Genomic DNA, 17,791 nt, shown 5'->3' with positions numbered 1-17,791 from the left:
TATCGTCCGGTAAAAGTGCTATACGCCCGAAAAACCCCTGCCTTATCGTATACTTACGAAATGTAGTTTTTTTCGGGCTTTTTACTTCTATACATCCAATACTTCTTTCCTAAAACAGTATATATTTAACACTATACTTCCCTCATTTTTATTATATTTACTAGCACAACCAATAAAACATTACCTTCTATGTTTGAATTAAAGAAAAATACCAAAGGGGGATTTCACTTTACTTTAAAGGCCAAAAACGGGCAAGTAATCCTGAGCAGTGAAGCATACAGCAGTAAAAGTGCTGCGGAAAACGGGATTACCTCCGTGAAAAAAAATGCCCAGGACGAGACCAAGTTCGAAAGGAAAACAGCCAAAAACGGAAAGTTTTACTTTAATCTCAAGGCGGGAAACGGGCAGATCATAGGCACAAGCCAGATGTACGCTTCGGAAGCAGGAATGGAAAACGGTATTGATTCCGTGAAAAACAACGCTCCGGGAGCAGAAACACAGGAAGAATCCTGACCACACCACGTCCCGGTCCGTGGTTTTAGGTTTTTTTATATTATTTCTTCACATCCTTTTTCAGCAGTCTGTTCTGCTACAACCGTCATCTGTTTTTTTTATTCCGGATAGCAATTCAGTGGTCCCGGGAGCCTCTTCCATTTTGCCTTCGGGACCTGCGCTTGTTTTGCAACCTGCCCATGCCTTTTAACCACCAAAAACACACACAAAGCTATAAGGGTTATTCAAAATCGAGACTTATCTGGGACTTTCCCGAGGCTTCTATACTTCCGGGCGCTTCCTTCTTTTCGCCTACCGTTTCTTCGTCAACCACATCCATGTCTTCTGCTTCCGGTTCTTCCGGCTCGTCAAAAGGCAGGGGTTCGAGGAGATTCACCTGTTTTACCTTATCGGCAGTGAGCTGGTTCCCCATGGCTCTTATTCCCTTTACGGCAATAAAGTCTTCCAGTTCCACCACCAGGTTTTCCCTGGGTTGTTTTCCGCGGGGTTTTACAAATTCCACCTCGGCTACCGGGCGCCAGTCTGTCGACACCACTTCGAGCTGTGACTTTTGATGTTCGGTAATGAACAGCTCTTCCCTGTTTTCGTTTTCTACCAGGAAACGCTTTACAAAATAACGTTCTTTCTCCCCTTCATAATAAATTGCGGATATGGGCTTTTTGGGGTTCCATTTCTCCAGTACCACCATATTATCGTCAAAATGCGTAGAGAGGTCGGGTTGTATGGTTTTTACCACTCCCGATTGTGTAATGATCAACAAACGGTCTTCTCCCTTAAACGCCCCGAGGAGCTCTCCCCTTCCGTCTACATTGAGGCGCCGTACGGTATCGTCAAACCAGATTTTCCGGGGCTTGAGTGTGGATACCCCTTTTTCTTTCAATTCTACCCGCTTTACGGCATACTTGGTAACAACATTTCCTTTGGACTGCCGGCCTTTGATAAGGATATCGGCAAAGTCCACATCCCATTTCAGTTTTTTTATGCTCCCTACCTGCCTCAGGAATACGGTGATCATTTCTGCTTCCCCGTTGGGGTTGGCCGAGAAATAAAGGATTTCCGAACCTTTTTTACCTTGCGTAAGGTCGTATTCCCTGTCGCGTGTCACGGAAGTAACGTGGAATCGCTTTATATAGCTCGCCCCGCCTTTCCCGTCCTTATAGATCAGGTTATATACGGTGCGCTTGTCTTTTTTCTTGAATACGGCAACGTAAAGAATATTCTTTCCTATAAAGGTTTTGGCCTCTACCTTGGTCACCACCATTTTCCCTTCCCTGGTAAATACAATGATATCGTCGATATCACTGCAGTCACACACGTATTCGTCCTTGCGGAGCGAGGTCCCCACAAAACCTTCGGCCCGGTTGACATAGAGCTTGGTATTGCGAATCACCACTTTTGTAGCTTCAATATCGTCAAATACCCGGATCTCCGTTTTTCGCTCGCGGCCTTCTCCGTATGTCTTTTTCAACCTGTTAAAATAGTCTATGGCATAGGTTATAAGATTGTCCAGGTTGTATTTTACCTGTTCGATCTCACCTTCCAGGGCCTCGATCTTCTGTTGCGCCTTATCGATATCGAACCTGGAGATACGTTTTATCCGTATTTCGGTCAGCTTAGTGATATCTTCCTCGGTCACCGCCCGCTTCAGGTGTTTGATATGAGGCTGCAACCCTTTGTCGATGGCACTGATAACCCCTTCCCAGGTTTCTTCTTCTTCAATATTGCGATAAATCCTTTTCTCGATAAAAATACGTTCGAGGGAAGCAAAGTGCCATTGTTCTTCCAGTTCTTTTAACTGTATTTCCAGTTCCTGTTTCAGGAGTTGCACGGTATAGTCGGTAGACCGTTTCAGCATTTCGGAAACCCCGATAAACAAAGGCTTGTTATCTTCAATAACGCATCCGAGCGGAGAAATGGAGGTCTCACAGGCGGTAAACGCATATAATGCATCTATGGTCTTGTCCGGGGACATACCCGACGGCAGATGGACCAGTATCTCTACTTCTGCCGCCGTATTGTCCTCTATCTTCTTGATCTTTATCTTGCCTTTTTCATTGGCCTTCAGGATGGAATCTATGAGGGACGATGTATTGGAGCCAAATGGAATTTGCGTAATGGCCAGCACATTCTTGTCTACCTGGGCAATCTTTGCCCTTACCCTTATCCGTCCTCCGCGGTTACCGTCATTATAATTGGTCACATCCATAATACCCGCCGTAGGGAAGTCCGGGTATAACTTAAAGGATTTGCCCTTGAGGTGTTTTACCGAAGCATCTATCAGTTCTATAAAATTATGGGGGAGTACTTTAGTGGAAAGTCCCACGGCAATCCCCTCCGCTCCCTGTGCCAGCAACAGCGGGAATTTCACGGGCAGGTTTACGGGTTCTTTTTTTCGTCCGTCATAACTCAACTGCCATTCGGTGATCTTGGGACTGTATACCACCTCCAGGGCAAATTTAGACAACCTCGCTTCTATATACCTGGGAGCCGCCGCACTGTCGCCCGTAAGGATATTCCCCCAGTTTCCCTGGGTATCGATAAGCAGGTCTTTCTGCCCCACCTGAACCATCGCATCACCGATACTGGCGTCTCCGTGAGGATGGTACTGCATGGTATGCCCCACAATATTGGCCACCTTGTTATAGCGGCCGTCATCGAGTTCTTTCATGGCGTGCAGAATACGGCGCTGAACCGGCTTAAAACCATCTTCAATAGCCGGGACCGCACGTTCCAGGATCACATACGAAGCGTAATCCAGGAACCAGTCTTTGTACATCCCGGTTACCCGGGTAATGGAATCTGCGTTTGTTTCCTCGTTATTCGGATCTTGATTTTCTGTATTTTCCTCCATTTACAGAGCTAATTTATAAACGTTACGGTGATGGTTGTCGTTATTGATTGAAAAGCGGTCGGGGTATGCGTATGGCCACCGTTATTCTTCCTCGATCAGGTCCAGTTCCACTTTCAGGTTATTGATAATGAACTCCTGTCGGTCCGGCGTGTTCTTACCCATATAAAACTGTAACAGGTTATCAATAGACATGGCCTTGTCGAGCATTACGGGGTCCAGTCTGATATTGTCACCGATAAAGTGTTTGAATTCGTCGGGAGAAATCTCTCCGAGTCCCTTAAACCTGGTTATTTCGGGCTTTCCCTTCAGTTTACGTATGGCAGCCTTTCTTTCTTCTTCGCTGTAGCAATATATGGTCTCTTTTTTGTTCCTCACCCGGAAAAGCGGAGTTTGCAGGATATAGAGATGTCCTTCCTTGATGAGTTCGGGAAAGAACTGCAGGAAGAAAGTGATAAGCAGCAGTCGAATGTGCATCCCGTCCACATCGGCATCGGTAGCAATAACGATATTGTTATAGCGAAGGTCTTCAAAAGATTCTTCTATATTCAAAGCGGCCTGCAGCAGGTTGAATTCTTCATTCTCATACACCACCTTTTTGGTCATCCCGTAAGAATTCAGCGGTTTTCCCCTAAGGCTGAATACGGCCTGTGTATTGACATTCCTGGACTTGGTAATGGACCCCGAAGCAGAGTCCCCCTCGGTAATGAAAAGAGTGGATTCCAGCCGCTTGTTATTTTTCATATTGGTAAGGTGCACCCGGCAATCCCTCAATTTCTTATTGTGCAGGCTGGCTTTTTTGGCCCGTTCCTTGGCCAGCTTTCTTATGCCGGACAGTTCCTTGCGTTCCCGTTCGGCCTGTAATATCTTTCGTTGCAGCTTTTCTGCCGTTTCCGGGTTTTTATGCAGGTAATTATCGAGCTGTGTACCGATAAAATCGTTGATATAGGTTCTCACCGTAGGCAGTCCGTCACCCATATCCGTCGATCCCAGTTTGGTTTTGGTCTGGCTTTCGAAAACAGGCTCCATTACCTTGATAGAGACTGCCGCGATGATGGACTTGCGTATATCGGATGCATCGAAACTCTTTCCGTAAAAATCCCGGACGGTCTTTACTACCGCTTCCCGGAAAGCGGACAGGTGTGTTCCTCCCTGGGTGGTGTTCTGTCCGTTCACAAAAGAATGGTATTCTTCGCTGTACTGTGTTTTACTGTGAGTTATCGCCACTTCAATATCCGTACCCTTCAGGTGGATGATGGGGTACAGCATGTCTTCCATATTGTTATTGTCCTCCAGCAGGTCCCTGAGACCGTTTTCGGAATAGAACTTTTCCCCGTTGAAAACTATGGTCAATCCCGGATTGAGATAAACATAGTTCTTGATCATCCGTTCTATGTATTCATTCCGGAACTTGTAGTGCTTGAATATCGCCTCGTCCGGTATAAAAGACACTTTGGTCCCCCTCCGTCTCGAAGTCTCGGAAAGTTCTTCTTCATTGACCAGGCTGCCGAGTTCAAATTCAGCAGACTTGGATTTACCATCCCTTGTGGATTCCACCCGGAAAAAGGAAGACAGGGCATTCACTGCCTTGGTGCCGACCCCGTTGAGCCCTACTGATTTTTTAAAGGCCTTGGAATCGTATTTCCCGCCGGTGTTCATCTTGGACACTACGTCAACCACTTTCCCGAGGGGTATCCCCCGCCCGTAGTCGCGCACAGTTACCTTATTGCCCTGTACGCTTATTTCGATGGTTTTTCCGGCCCCCATCACAAATTCGTCTATACAGTTATCTGTCACTTCCTTCAGAAGGATATAGATACCGTCATCGGCACTGGAACCATCCCCCAGCTTACCGATATACATTCCGGGACGCATCCTGATGTGCTCTTTCCAATCCAGTGAACGTATATTTTCTTCGGTGTACTGAGACGTTTGCGACATTTTATAAGAAGTTTGGTTCAGACGCTAATATAGCAACTCCGGCCAAATTATGAAAGGCGTAAAAATTAATTTAATCAACAATAAGAGTGACAATATTGTTGATTAACAGGCACACTGAAACACGTATTTGCGAGTTCGGATACCGGATGTACAATCCCCCCGTATATTTCCATATTTTGTTTGGCCTATACGTTAAACCGGAAATGCATCACATCGCCGTCCTGCACGATGTACTCCTTACCTTCCACCCGCATTTTCCCGGCTTCCTTTACTTTTGCCTCGCTGCCATAGGTTACATAATCTTCATAACTTATGACTTCCGCACGGATAAACCCTTTTTCAAAATCGGTATGGATCACTCCGGCTGCCTGGGGTGCCGTAGCGCCCACATTAACGGTCCATGCCCTTACTTCCTTGACCCCGGCCGTGAAATAGGTCTGCAGGTCAAGGAGCTTATAGGCCGTCCTTATAAGCCTGGCAACACCGGGTTCTTCCAGTCCTATGTCCTGGAGGAACATTTGCTGTTCTTCATAGTCTTCCAGTTCGGCAATATCTGCTTCCGTGCCGACAGCAAGGACGATAATCTCGGCATCTTCGTCTTTTACCGCTTCTTTCACCTTATCCACATAAGCGTTACCCTCTTTGGCCGAAGCTTCATCTACATTACAAACGTACAGGATAGGCTTTGCGGTAAGCAACTGGAATCCCTTAATGATCTCCTTTTCTTCTTCGTTAACGTCTACTGCCCTCGCAGAAATCCCGCTTTCCAGCGCCGTTTTAAATTTTTGCAGCACCGCCTGTTCCTTCTGTGCCTCTTTATCGCCGGTTTTAGCCGCCCTGTTCACTTTTTCCAGTCGTTTTTCTACGGTTTCCAGGTCTTTAAGCTGCAATTCCATATCTATCGTTTCCTTGTCCCGTACAGGGTCTACACTACCGTCCACATGTACAATATTACCGTTGTCAAAACAACGCAATACGTGGATAATGGCATGGCATTCCCTGATATTTCCGAGGAACTGGTTCCCTAAGCCTTCCCCTTTGCTGGCCCCTTTTACCAGCCCGGCAATATCTACGATCTCCACCGTTGCAGGCATTACCCTTTCCGGTTTAACCAATCCCTCCAGTTTTTCCAGCCTGTAGTCAGGCACATTTACCACCCCCAGGTTGGGTTCAATGGTACAGAACGGAAAATTGGCGCTTTGTGCCTTGGCATTAGACAAACAGTTAAACAAGGTTGACTTTCCCACATTGGGTAATCCTACTATTCCAGCTTTCATCTTTTTATTTTTTTGCGACTGCAAATATAAGAGGAATTAACTACAATTTTTTAATAGGTTTCTCCATACCAAATTCCCTCATCTGAAAACAAAATATAAAAAAGGCAACCCTTTCTTTTTATTTTTATAATTCTGACTATAAAGAATGTTTTTTAACCAAAAAACGTTAAAAAATAACTATTATTTACATATTTTTAATAGTAAATTCACGTCAACTAACACAATAAATCATGAAAGAACTTGCTTGCTATGCACCCTGATCGCCAGTTTACATTTTGCTAATGCCCAAAAAACATCTCCGGTACGGTTACCGACGAGAGCGGCACCCCCCCCCCTGGCAGGAGTAAATGTAGTAGAAAAAGGAACTACCAATGGCGCCACTACGGATTTTAACGGTAAATACGAGATCGAGGTTTCCGGAAATTACGAATAACGAACCGGAGAATGTCGAATGATGAAATTTTTCCGTCAAAATATCTAACCTCACTTCGACATTCGACATTCATCATTCAGCGTTCATGATTCTATAATTTCAAAACTCACGTATCATCAGCATTTCAAGTCATAATGCAAAACCGGTTTTAAGTAAGTGTTCACCGGTATTCGGACAAATCCCTGATCCCGAAACAAAAGTACAACCGGGCAGAAACGCATGCCTGAATATAAAAAGTATTTGTAACACACTATAGCATAAAAATAAGTAGAAAATTCGTAATTTCGTCACTTTGTCCAAAAAGCTGTTTTTAAGCATTTCTCATGACGAATTACGAAGAAAATATTGAAGTCCTCGGGGCGAGGGTTCACAACCTCAAAAACATAGATGTTACCATTCCGCGGGAAAAACTCGTGGTGATCACCGGGCTGTCCGGGAGCGGGAAATCCTCGCTCGCCTTTGACACGATCTATGCCGAAGGACAACGCAGGTATATAGAGACTTTTTCTGCCTATGCACGACAGTTCCTGGGCGGACTGGAACGCCCGGACGTGGATAAAATAGACGGACTCTCCCCGGTCATTGCCATAGAACAGAAAACCACTTCGCGCTCCCCCCGTTCCACGGTAGGGACCATTACGGAAATATACGACTTCCTGCGACTGCTTTATGCCCGGGCAGCAGACGCCTACAGCTATAACACCGACGAAAAAATGGTAAGCTACAGCGATGAGCAGATCAAAGACCTCATCCTCGAAGATTTTGCAGGAAAAAAAGTGCACATCCTCTCCCCCGTGATCAAATCCAGAAAAGGGCACTACCGTGAGCTCTTTGAACAAATTGCCAAACAGGGTTTTGTAAAAGTACGGGTAGACGGGGAAATAAGGGACCTCGAAAAGGGGATGAAAATAGACCGTTACAAAACACACGATATTGAAATCGTCATAGACCGGCTCCGGGTAAATGAAGATGAAGAATTACAGAAAAGGCTCATGGAGAGCATCAATACGGCCATGTATCACGGAGATGATGTACTGATGGTCATGGAGCACGGCAGTGAACAGGCCCGGTATTTCAGCCGTACCCTCATGTGCCCTTCTACAGGGATCTCCTACCCCAACCCGGAGCCCAACACTTTCTCTTTCAATTCCCCCAAGGGTATGTGCCCGCATTGCAGCGGCCTGGGCTCGGTACGGGAGATCAATATCCAAAAGATCATCCCCAATCGCAATGCTACCATAAAATCGGGCGGGATCGCTCCGCTGGGCGAATATAAAAAGTCGTGGATATTCAAACAGGTAGAGATCATTGCACAACGTTTTGACTTTAAGCTCACCGATCCCATAAAAGACATTCCGGAGGAGGCCCTTAACATGGTTCTTTACGGCGGTAATGAAAAATTTTCCGTAGCCTCCAAAACACTGGGCATTACACGCGACTACAGAATTGATTTCGAAGGTATTATCAACTTCATCCAGAACCAGTATAAGGAAAACCCCTCGGCTTCCGTAAGGCGCTGGGCCAAGGAATACATGGACAAGGTGAGCTGCTCCGAATGTGAAGGCTCACGGCTGCGGAAGGAGTCCCTCTATTTCAGGATTGATGACAAGAACATTGCCGAACTCGCTTCGATGGATATTTCAGACCTGGCAAAGTGGTTTGAGAAGTTGCCGGAACACCTCTCCGAAAAGCAGTTTAAAATAGCTGAAGAGGTCCTGAAGGAGATCAATTCCCGCCTGAAATTCCTCCTGGACGTGGGTTTGAATTACCTCGCCCTGAACCGGGGTTCCAAATCCCTTTCCGGCGGGGAGGCACAGCGTATCCGCCTGGCCACGCAGATCGGCTCTCAACTTGTCGGGGTACTCTACATCCTCGATGAACCCAGCATAGGCCTGCACCAGCGCGACAACGAACGGCTTATCAATTCATTGCAGTCTCTCCGGGATATCGGGAATTCCGTGATCGTGGTGGAACACGACAAGGACATGATCGAACGGGCAGACCACGTTATCGACATTGGCCCGAAAGCGGGCCGGCACGGCGGGGAGATCATTTCGCAGGGGCATCCGGAAGAATTAAAAAAACACCACACCCTTACTGCAGATTACCTGAACGGCACCAGAAGCATAGCAGTCCCCGAAAAACGCAGGAAAGGCAACGGGAAGTCAATTCACTTAAAAGGCTGTAGCGGGAACAACCTCAAAGATGTGGATGTTACCCTTCCGCTCGGCAAAATGATCGGGGTTACCGGGGTATCCGGAAGCGGAAAATCGACCCTCATCAATGAAACGCTTTACCCTATCCTGAACGCACATTTTTTCAATGCCGTAAAAAAACCGCTGCCGTATAAAAGCATTAAGGGACTGGAGCACATTGACAAGGTTATAGACATCAACCAGTCGCCCATAGGAAGGACGCCGCGGTCCAATCCCGCTACATATACCGGGGTGTTCAGCGAAATACGCAATCTCTTTTCCAAGACCCCGGAGGCCATGATACGCGGGTACAAACCCGGCCGCTTCAGTTTTAATGTTGCGGGAGGAAGGTGCGAAACCTGCAAGGGAGCGGGGGTAAAAGTCATAGAAATGAATTTTCTGCCCGATGTCTACGTAGAGTGCGAGACCTGCCAGGGAAAACGGTTTAACCGCGAAACACTGGAAATACGGTACAAGGGGAAATCCATTTCGGATGTCCTCAACATGACCATCAACGAATCGGTGGAGTTCTTTGAGAACATTCCCAAGATCTACAGGAAACTCAAGACCATTCAGGATGTCGGCCTGGGATACATCACCCTGGGACAACAGTCCACAACACTTTCCGGCGGGGAGGCACAACGCATTAAACTGGCTACCGAACTCTCCAAAAGGGATACCGGAAACACCTTTTACATCCTGGACGAACCCACAACAGGACTTCATTTTGAAGATATCCGGGTCCTGATGGACGTACTCAACCAACTGGTAGACAAGGGCAACACTGTTCTCATCATAGAACACAATATTGATGTGATAAAAATGGCAGACTACCTGATCGATATCGGCTACGAAGGCGGAAAAGCAGGCGGACAGATCGTTACGACCGGGAGCCCCGAAGAAGTGGCGGAACACCCTGAAAGTTATACGGCCAAGTTCCTGAAAAAAGAATTGTATTAGTGTGATTACCACTCAGGGAAAACCAGGTGTATCTTTGCCTGTAGTACAACAAATAAAACCGGCAGGTTTTTGTGCATTTGCGGATATAAACATTCATACAGGTTGAAATTAATCAAAATAAAAACAATATATTAACACCGGATAAACCGAATTTAAAAAAGAAAAGTAAAAATAGGGACACTGTACCATACTCACACGCTTGCTTCGGGCCTGTTTGTACAACCGGTCGGGACCGGCAAACAAAATTCCCGCCGCTTCGAACAGGAGGACCGGGATACCGGGAAACTACCCCACCGCGTTAGATGGACAGAAAGTAACCTTATTTAATTTGAACTGAAGAATGAACAATAAACATCACAAAGGCTGGAACCAGATCAAGGCCAACGATTCCTGGGCCATATTCAAGATCATGGGCGAATTTGTAAACGGATATGAAAAAATGAGCCAGATAGGCCCGTGCGTGTCCATTTTCGGGTCGGCAAGAACAAAACCGGGGGAAAAGTATTACGACCTGGCTCAAAAAATCGCCTATAAAATCGTAAACCACGGATATGGGGTCATTACCGGCGGAGGCCCCGGTATTATGGAAGCGGGGAACAAAGGGGCACACCTCGGAGGAGGCACCTCCGTAGGGCTCAACATCGACCTCCCCTTCGAACAACACGACAACCCGTATATCGATAGCGACAAAAACCTGAATTTCGATTACTTCTTTGTTCGCAAAGTGATGTTTGTCAAGTATGCCCAGGGGTTTGTGGTCATGCCCGGGGGCTTTGGCACTTTGGACGAACTTTTTGAAGCCATTACCCTTATACAAACTAAAAAAATCGGTAAATTTCCCATTATTCTGGTGGGGTCCGAATTTTGGGGAGGCCTTTTTGAGTGGGTCCGGACTACCCTCCTGGAATCACATGGAAATATCAGCCCCCAGGATATGGATCTTGTAAAAATCGTAGATACCGAAGATGAAGTACTTGATATATTAGATTCCTTTTACAAAGAGTCCAACCTCAGTCCTAACTTTTAAAATAAAATGCCACAACACTATAAAAGCGTAAAACATCTTGCATACAGATACCGGTTGCCCGCATTGATGCGGTGTTTTTCCGTTTTTCCCCTCTTTTTTCTCATTATAGTGTTGCTGGTTTCCGCCGATCTTACCGCACAAAATAAACAGACCATCGTTGCCAGGTTTCTTCCGGAGACAAAAACCATTAATATTCAGCAGGAAATCAGTTTCCACAACCGTTCTTCCGATACGCTCAATGCCATTTATCTTACCGACTGGAACAATGCCTACTCAGGGAAAAACACGGCCCTGGCCAAAAGGTTCGGGGAGGAATTCAACAAAAGCCTGCATCTGGCCAAAAACAAAGTCAGGGGAAGCACGAAGGTCATTTCCATCGTCGATAAAAATTTTACTCCTATAGGATGGCAACGAATGGACTCCAAAGACATTATCAGGGTGCAATTAAATTTTCCCGTGTACCCGGGAGACGACTTCCTCCTAAAGTTGTCCTATTCTGTCAAAATTCCCTCCGCGGAATTTACCAGATACGGCTATGAAGAGAACGGGAATTTCAAACTAAGGTACTGGTATATTACCCCGGCAGTATATAACGATGATTGGGTATTGTACAGCAACAAGGACCTTGACGACCTCTATACAGACAAAACCGATTATGAAATAGTATTCAATTACCCCGAAGGTTACGTTCTCAATACCGACCTCAACCTTAAAGAATCAAAAAACATAGACCATCTGCAACAGGCGGTACTCACAGGCAAAGACAGGAACGACATAAAGCTGTACCTGGAAAAAAAGAACAGTTTCACTACCTATACAAACACCAATCTGTCGCTTATTACCAACATCGTCTCCAAGGACCTGTCTGAAGAGGTCAAGACACTGACGACAGACCGAATCATCCATTTCATTTACGACAATCTTGGGAAATACCCGCACTCCAGGCTGCTGGTCACCGAAACCGAATACCGGAAAACCCCGCTTTACGGACTTAACCAGTTACCCGCTTTTTTACGCCCCTTCCCGGAAGAGTTCCAGTACGAAATGAAGTTACTGAAAACCGCACTGAACAATTACCTTGAAAACACATTGTTCCTGGACACCCGGAAAGACAAATGGATCGCCGACGCCATACAAACCTACCTGATGATAAAATATGTGGAAACGTTTTACCCTGACATAAAACTCATGGGAAAACTTTCCGACATATGGCTCGTACGCAGTTTCCACCTGGCCAAGAAGGGATTCAATGAACAATACCCCCTCATGTTTATGCTCATGGCCAGCAAGAACATAGACCAGGCGATCGCCACACCCAAGGACGAACTCATAAAATTCAATGAAAAAATTGCAGGGAAATACAAGGCAGGACTCGGGCTGGTTTACCTGGAAAACTATCTCGGGGACGGTAGCATCCCTAAAAAAATAAAGGGCTTTTACAACAATTACCGCCTGGAATATGTCAATGCCCGTGATTTTGAAAAAAACCTCAAAACGGATACCCCAAAAAACATCGACTGGTTTTTTGACGAATACGTAAGTACACGGCACAAAATAGATTTCACCATAAAGAAGGTGAAGAAGACCGAAGACTCCATCTTCGTCACCATTAAAAACAAAAGGCGCACCAATGTTCCCGTTTCGCTTTTCGGGGTACGCAACGATACTGTGCTTTCCAAATACTGGTTTGAAAACATTGTCGGCGAAAAAACATTCCGCATCCCGAATAACAATGAAAAAAGGCTGGTACTCAATTACGACAAAATCATTCCCGAGTTCAACCAGCGTGACAACTGGAAGTCCCTCAACGGTTTTTTCTCCCAGAACAGAAGGCTGAAGTTCCGGTTCTTTAAAGATGCGGAAAACCCCTATTACAACCAGGTATTCTACGTCCCCACAGCCACCTACAACTACTATGACGGCGTTGTGGCCGGAATGCGTTTACACAACAAGGCCCTGACGGCCAAACCCTTTCTTTACGACCTTACTCCTTCTTACGGTACCAAAGAAAAAGCACTGGTAGGTTCGGGCTTAATTGCCTACCGGAACTACCTCGACCAAGGTAATCTCTACCTGGCCACTTTTTCGGTAAGCGGTTCCAGTTATCACTACGCCAAAGATTTAAGATACAGCACCATAACACCAGCCATAAGTCTCGGTTTCCGGACAGATGATTTTCGGTCCAACAAAAGGGAATCGCTCACGTTCCGTTTTATCAATGTCATCCGCGAAAAAGACGAGACTATAAACACCGACGATACCGATCCCGATTACAGCGTATTCAACACCCGGTATTCCTATTCGAATAACGGCATTATCAACCATTTCTCCTGGTTTACCGATTTCCAGCTGGCCAACAATTTTTCAAAACTCTCCTTTGATCTCGAGTTCAGGAAATTGTACCAGAACAACCGGCAGCTCAACGTGAGGTTGTTTGCCGGTAAGTTCATCTATAACGATACCAGTTCTGATTATTTCAGCTTTGCCCTGGACCGTCCTACAGACTACCTTTTTGACTTCGGTTACCTCGGAAGGTCGGAGACCACCGGGATACTCAGCCAGGAGATCATTATTGCCGAGGGAGGCTTCAAATCAAAATTCGAAGACCCCTACGCCAATAACTGGATGATTACCACCAATGCCAGTTTCAATATCTGGAAGTGGGTGGAGCTCTACGGCGATATAGGCTGGCTGAAAAGTAAACGGGAACCGGGACGGTTTGTCTATGATTCCGGTATCCGCCTGAACCTGGTTACCGATTACTTCGAACTCTACTTCCCCCTCTATTCCAATAACGGCTGGGAAATAGCACAGCCCCGGTACGACCAGAAAATACGCTTTATCGTTACTCTGCAACCCAAGACACTTGTAAAACTCTTTACCAGGAAATGGTTCTAACGGGGCAGACGCACCTGTTTCAGAGAAGAAAAGACTTTCACTTATACGCCGGGACGGTTATTAAATATATCGTGAATAATGTTTAAGCGTTCTCCTGTAATTTCCCAAAAATTACCGTTGTAAAAGTCATATCAAGACAAATGATAAGGTTTATTACTCAAACGGATACTGAACTCATATACGGAATGGCGGTAAAAACACTAAAAACCAACCTGTTAAACATAACGGAATATTTTATTCTTATCTGTTATTCAAACAACTGCAAAATATAACCACTCACGATCCGGGAAACGTGTTTACACTTCTTCCGATGATCTTTTCACATGCCGTAAACCTTTATTCCGCTATATTTGCCCTGTCATATATTAAATCAAAGAATGAGTATAGAAGAACAATTGCATCAAAGAAGTGGCTCTGTTTGTGAACTTAGCGGTGCAACAGACCATTTATGTGTTTACGAAGTACCTTTTGCCCCGGTTCAGGGGGCAGATGCCTGTATATTGATCAGCGAAACCTGTCTGCGGCAAATAGAAAATCCAGGTACTACGGACCCGAACCACTGGCGTTGCCTCAACGACAGCATGTGGAGTACTGTCCCTGCAGTACAGGTCGTGGCATGGCGCATGCTTCAGCGGTTAAAGCCGGAAGGCTGGCCGCAAGATCTCCTTGACATAATGTATCTCGATGAAACAACCCTGGCCTGGGCAGCAGCAGGCGAAAAGGAGAAAGAAAAGGCCATAAAACACCTGGACAGTAACGGCATGGTTCTGGAGACCGGGGATACGGTTGTGCTCATCAAGGATCTGAAGGTAAAAGGCACTTCCCTTACTGCAAAACGGGGAACGGCAGTGAGAAAGATCTCCCTCGTAGCCGACAATCCGGAACAGATTGAAGGAAAGATAGCCGGACAACAGATTGTGATCCTTACTAAATTTGTAAAAAAGACATAATTTTCCTGAACCGGAAATCCCATTAGAAGTTTTAGAGAATATGCAACAAAAAGCTGACAAATTAAAAAATTTTGGTTTTTTATTAAAAAAATGGGTTTTAAATTATCAAAATATCATGTTATCAACCCGATTCAGCCTTGCAAAAAAGGAATGTTTTCCTTACTTTTGTACTCCTTTAAAACAACACTATGCATACCGAAACAGATTCTCAAAAAGATATTACCTTCAACGATTTTAAAACCCAGGTACTGCACGACTACAGGATAGCTGTAATGAGCAGGGAGTGCAGTGTGTTGGGGCGAAGGGAAGTCCTGACGGGAAAGGCCAAGTTCGGTATTTTCGGTGACGGAAAGGAAGTTCCACAACTGGCGATGGCCCGGGCCTTCAAAAACGGCGATTTCCGCAGTGGCTATTACAGGGATCAAACCTTTATGATGGCCATAGGTGAATTCAGCGCAAAACACTTTTTCGCAGGGCTCTATGCCCATACGGATATTGAGAAGGAACCCATGAGTGCCGGAAGGCAGATGGGCGGACATTTCCTGACTCACAACCTCAACGACGACGGGAGCTGGAAAAATCTGACGGAGCAAAAGAACAGCAGCGGTGATATTTCACCTACTGCCGCCCAGATGCCCCGTTTGCTGGGACTTGCCCAGGCCTCCAAAATCTACAGGAATGCCGGGGAAATGGACAGCAGCAATTTCTCTGTAAACGGCAATGAAGTGGCCTGGGGCACCATAGGAAATGCGAGCACCAGCGAAGGGCTCTTCTTTGAAACCATGAATGCTGCAGGAGTATTGCAGGTTCCCCTGGTGATGAGTATATGGGACGACATGTACGGTATCTCCGTCCATGCAAAACACCAGACCACCAAAGAGAACATCTCCGAAGTAATGAAAGGCTTTCAGCGTGATGACCGGCCCGGCATCGAAATTGTTGTGGTAAAGGGCTGGGATTATCCTGCCCTTGTGGAAGCCTATGAGAATGCAGGGAAACTGGCCCGTGAAGAACACGTTCCGGTACTTATTCATGTTACGGAGCTCACCCAGCCCCAGGGGCATTCCACCTCCGGATCGCACGAACGTTACAAGGATAAGGAGCGACTGGAGTGGGAAAAAGCACACGACTGCAACCTGAAGATGCGGGAATGGCTCATTGACAACGGCTTTGCCACGGAAGAAGACCTGACCACCCTGGAAAAAGAAGTGAAAAGGGAAGTCAGGGAATCCAAGAAAGAAGCCTGGACAGAATTCACTACCCCCATAAAAAACAAAAAGAAAGAAGCGGTCGCCCTGCTCGATGACCTGGCTAGCGGAAGTACCAACAAGTCCTTTATCAGCAAGTTAAAGAACGACCTCATAGCCATAGACGAACCTGTCAAAAAGGACCTTCTTTCCCTGACCAGGCGTGCCTTGCGTTATGTTATACACGAACCGTCAGAAGAAAAGGAAAGGCTTGCGGCCTGGATCACCAATTACCTCCGGGAAGAACAGCCCAAATACAGCTCGCACCTGTACAGTGAACTTCCAGATAAAGCTACGGCCATAACCGAAGTATTACCGGAATACAGTGAAAACCCGAAATCTGTAGACGGGCGTATCATCATCCGGGACAATTTCGACAGCCTCTTTTCCAAATATTCCAACGCCCTGGTTTTCGGAGAGGACAGCGGCAATATCGGTGATGTAAACCAGGGACTGGAAGGTCTTCAGAAAAAATATGGTGAAATACGTGTGGCCGATACGGGCATCAGGGAAGCCACTATTCTCGGGCAAGGTATCGGGTTAGCCCTGAGAGGGTTAAGACCTATCGCCGAAATACAATACCTGGATTATATCCTGTATGCCCTGCAAACCATGAGTGACGATCTGGCGTCACTCCACTACCGGACCATGGGCAAACAAAAAGCCCCGGTGATCGTAAGAACCCGGGGACACCGCCTGGAAGGGATATGGCATGCAGGTTCCCAGATGGGCGGACTCATCCACCTGCTTCGGGGAATGTATATCCTTACCCCCAGGAACATGACCAAGGCCGCCGGATTTTACAACACCCTCATGGAAAGTGACGAACCTGCACTCATCATAGAAAGCCTAAACGGTTACCGGCTGAAAGAACAATTACCCGATAACCTGGGAGAATTCAGAACCCCCATCGGTAAAGTTGAAGTTGTGAAAGAGGGCACGGATATTACCCTGCTTTCTTACGGTTCTACACTCAGGATCGTTGAACAGGTCACCAGGGATTTACTGGAAGTGGGTATAAACGCAGAAGTCATTGACGCACAAACGCTTTTACCGTTTGACATACACCACGAAACCGTTGAAAGTGTAAAGAAAACGAACCGCCTGCTCATCATCGATGAAGATGTACCCGGCGGGGCCTCGGCATATCTTATGCAGGAAGTCGTGGAAAAACAGGGGGCCTATCGCTACCTCGACAGTGCTCCGCAAACACTTTCCGCACAACCGCACAGACCGGCATACGGGACCGATGGTGATTATTTCTCCAAACCCAACGCAGAAGATATTTTCGAAAAGGTATACGACATTATGCACGAGACCGATCCGCGAAAATATCCCGGATTAAGATAATTCCCCGTTATATATTCAATTTATTTTGTACGCGGCGTTTACCGGGAGCGTGCTGTTTCACTGTTATTTTCAAAACAGTAATACGGAATGATCACGGTAATGCGAACCGCACGTTCAAAAAAATTCATTCTATGTAGGATTTTTTTGGTATA

General features: G+C 46.2%; 10 protein-coding genes. 7 read left to right on the top strand and 3 right to left on the bottom strand.

Annotated features, from left to right (window positions below; genetic code table 11):
* Nucleotides 1-189: 189 nt before the first annotated feature.
* Nucleotides 190-513, top strand: a complete 324-nt coding sequence (locus LS482_RS18315) for a YegP family protein (protein WP_233028962.1) — start codon at nt 190-192, stop codon at nt 511-513.
* Nucleotides 514-733: 220 nt separating this feature from the next.
* Here LS482_RS18315 and LS482_RS18310 read toward each other — a convergent pair whose 3' ends face one another.
* From LS482_RS18310 to ychF, 3 genes are all read right to left on the bottom strand, one after another.
* Nucleotides 734-3,364: a DNA gyrase/topoisomerase IV subunit A gene (locus LS482_RS18310; RefSeq protein WP_233028961.1), complete on the bottom strand. Its 2,631-nt coding sequence runs from the start codon at nt 3,362-3,364 to the stop codon at nt 734-736.
* A gap of 81 nt (nt 3,365-3,445) precedes the next feature.
* Complete coding sequence (locus tag LS482_RS18305) at nt 3,446-5,302, bottom strand: DNA topoisomerase IV subunit B (protein WP_233028960.1); 1,857 nt, start codon at nt 5,300-5,302, stop codon at nt 3,446-3,448.
* Between the two features lie 185 nt (nt 5,303-5,487).
* Nucleotides 5,488-6,579, bottom strand: a complete 1,092-nt coding sequence (ychF, locus tag LS482_RS18300; RefSeq protein WP_233028959.1) for a redox-regulated ATPase YchF — start codon at nt 6,577-6,579, stop codon at nt 5,488-5,490.
* 244 nt (nt 6,580-6,823) lie between these two features.
* Between ychF and LS482_RS18295 the strand changes: the two genes are divergently transcribed.
* From LS482_RS18295 to LS482_RS18270, 6 genes are all read left to right on the top strand, one after another.
* Nucleotides 6,824-7,012, top strand: a complete 189-nt coding sequence (locus tag LS482_RS18295) for a carboxypeptidase-like regulatory domain-containing protein (protein WP_233028958.1) — start codon at nt 6,824-6,826, stop codon at nt 7,010-7,012.
* A 323-nt stretch (nt 7,013-7,335) separates the two neighbouring features.
* Entirely contained in the window at nt 7,336-10,167 is a 2,832-nt protein-coding gene (gene uvrA / locus LS482_RS18290) for an excinuclease ABC subunit UvrA (protein WP_233028957.1), read from the top strand.
* Between the two features lie 340 nt (nt 10,168-10,507).
* Nucleotides 10,508-11,194 carry an LOG family protein gene (locus LS482_RS18285; protein WP_233028956.1) on the top strand — a complete coding sequence of 229 codons (687 nt, stop codon included), beginning with the start codon at nt 10,508-10,510 and terminating at the stop codon, nt 11,192-11,194.
* A gap of 6 nt (nt 11,195-11,200) precedes the next feature.
* On the top strand, nt 11,201-14,092 hold the full coding sequence (locus tag LS482_RS18280; protein ID WP_233028955.1) for a gluzincin family metallopeptidase: 2,892 nt from the start codon (nt 11,201-11,203) through the stop codon (nt 14,090-14,092).
* 377 nt (nt 14,093-14,469) lie between these two features.
* A complete protein-coding gene (locus LS482_RS18275; protein WP_233028954.1) occupies nt 14,470-15,042 on the top strand; it encodes a PhnA domain-containing protein in 573 nt (190 codons plus the stop codon).
* Nucleotides 15,043-15,230: 188 nt separating this feature from the next.
* Nucleotides 15,231-17,639: an alpha-ketoacid dehydrogenase subunit alpha/beta gene (locus tag LS482_RS18270; RefSeq protein ID WP_233028953.1), complete on the top strand. Its 2,409-nt coding sequence runs from the start codon at nt 15,231-15,233 to the stop codon at nt 17,637-17,639.
* Nucleotides 17,640-17,791: the final 152 nt, after the last annotated feature.

The sequence above is a fragment of the Sinomicrobium kalidii genome, from assembly GCF_021183825.1.
In the GTDB taxonomy this organism is placed as follows: Bacteria; Bacteroidota; Bacteroidia; order Flavobacteriales; family Flavobacteriaceae; genus Sinomicrobium; species Sinomicrobium kalidii.
Note: the sequence above shows the minus strand (reverse complement) of the source record. Positions and strands in the feature narration are given on the sequence as shown.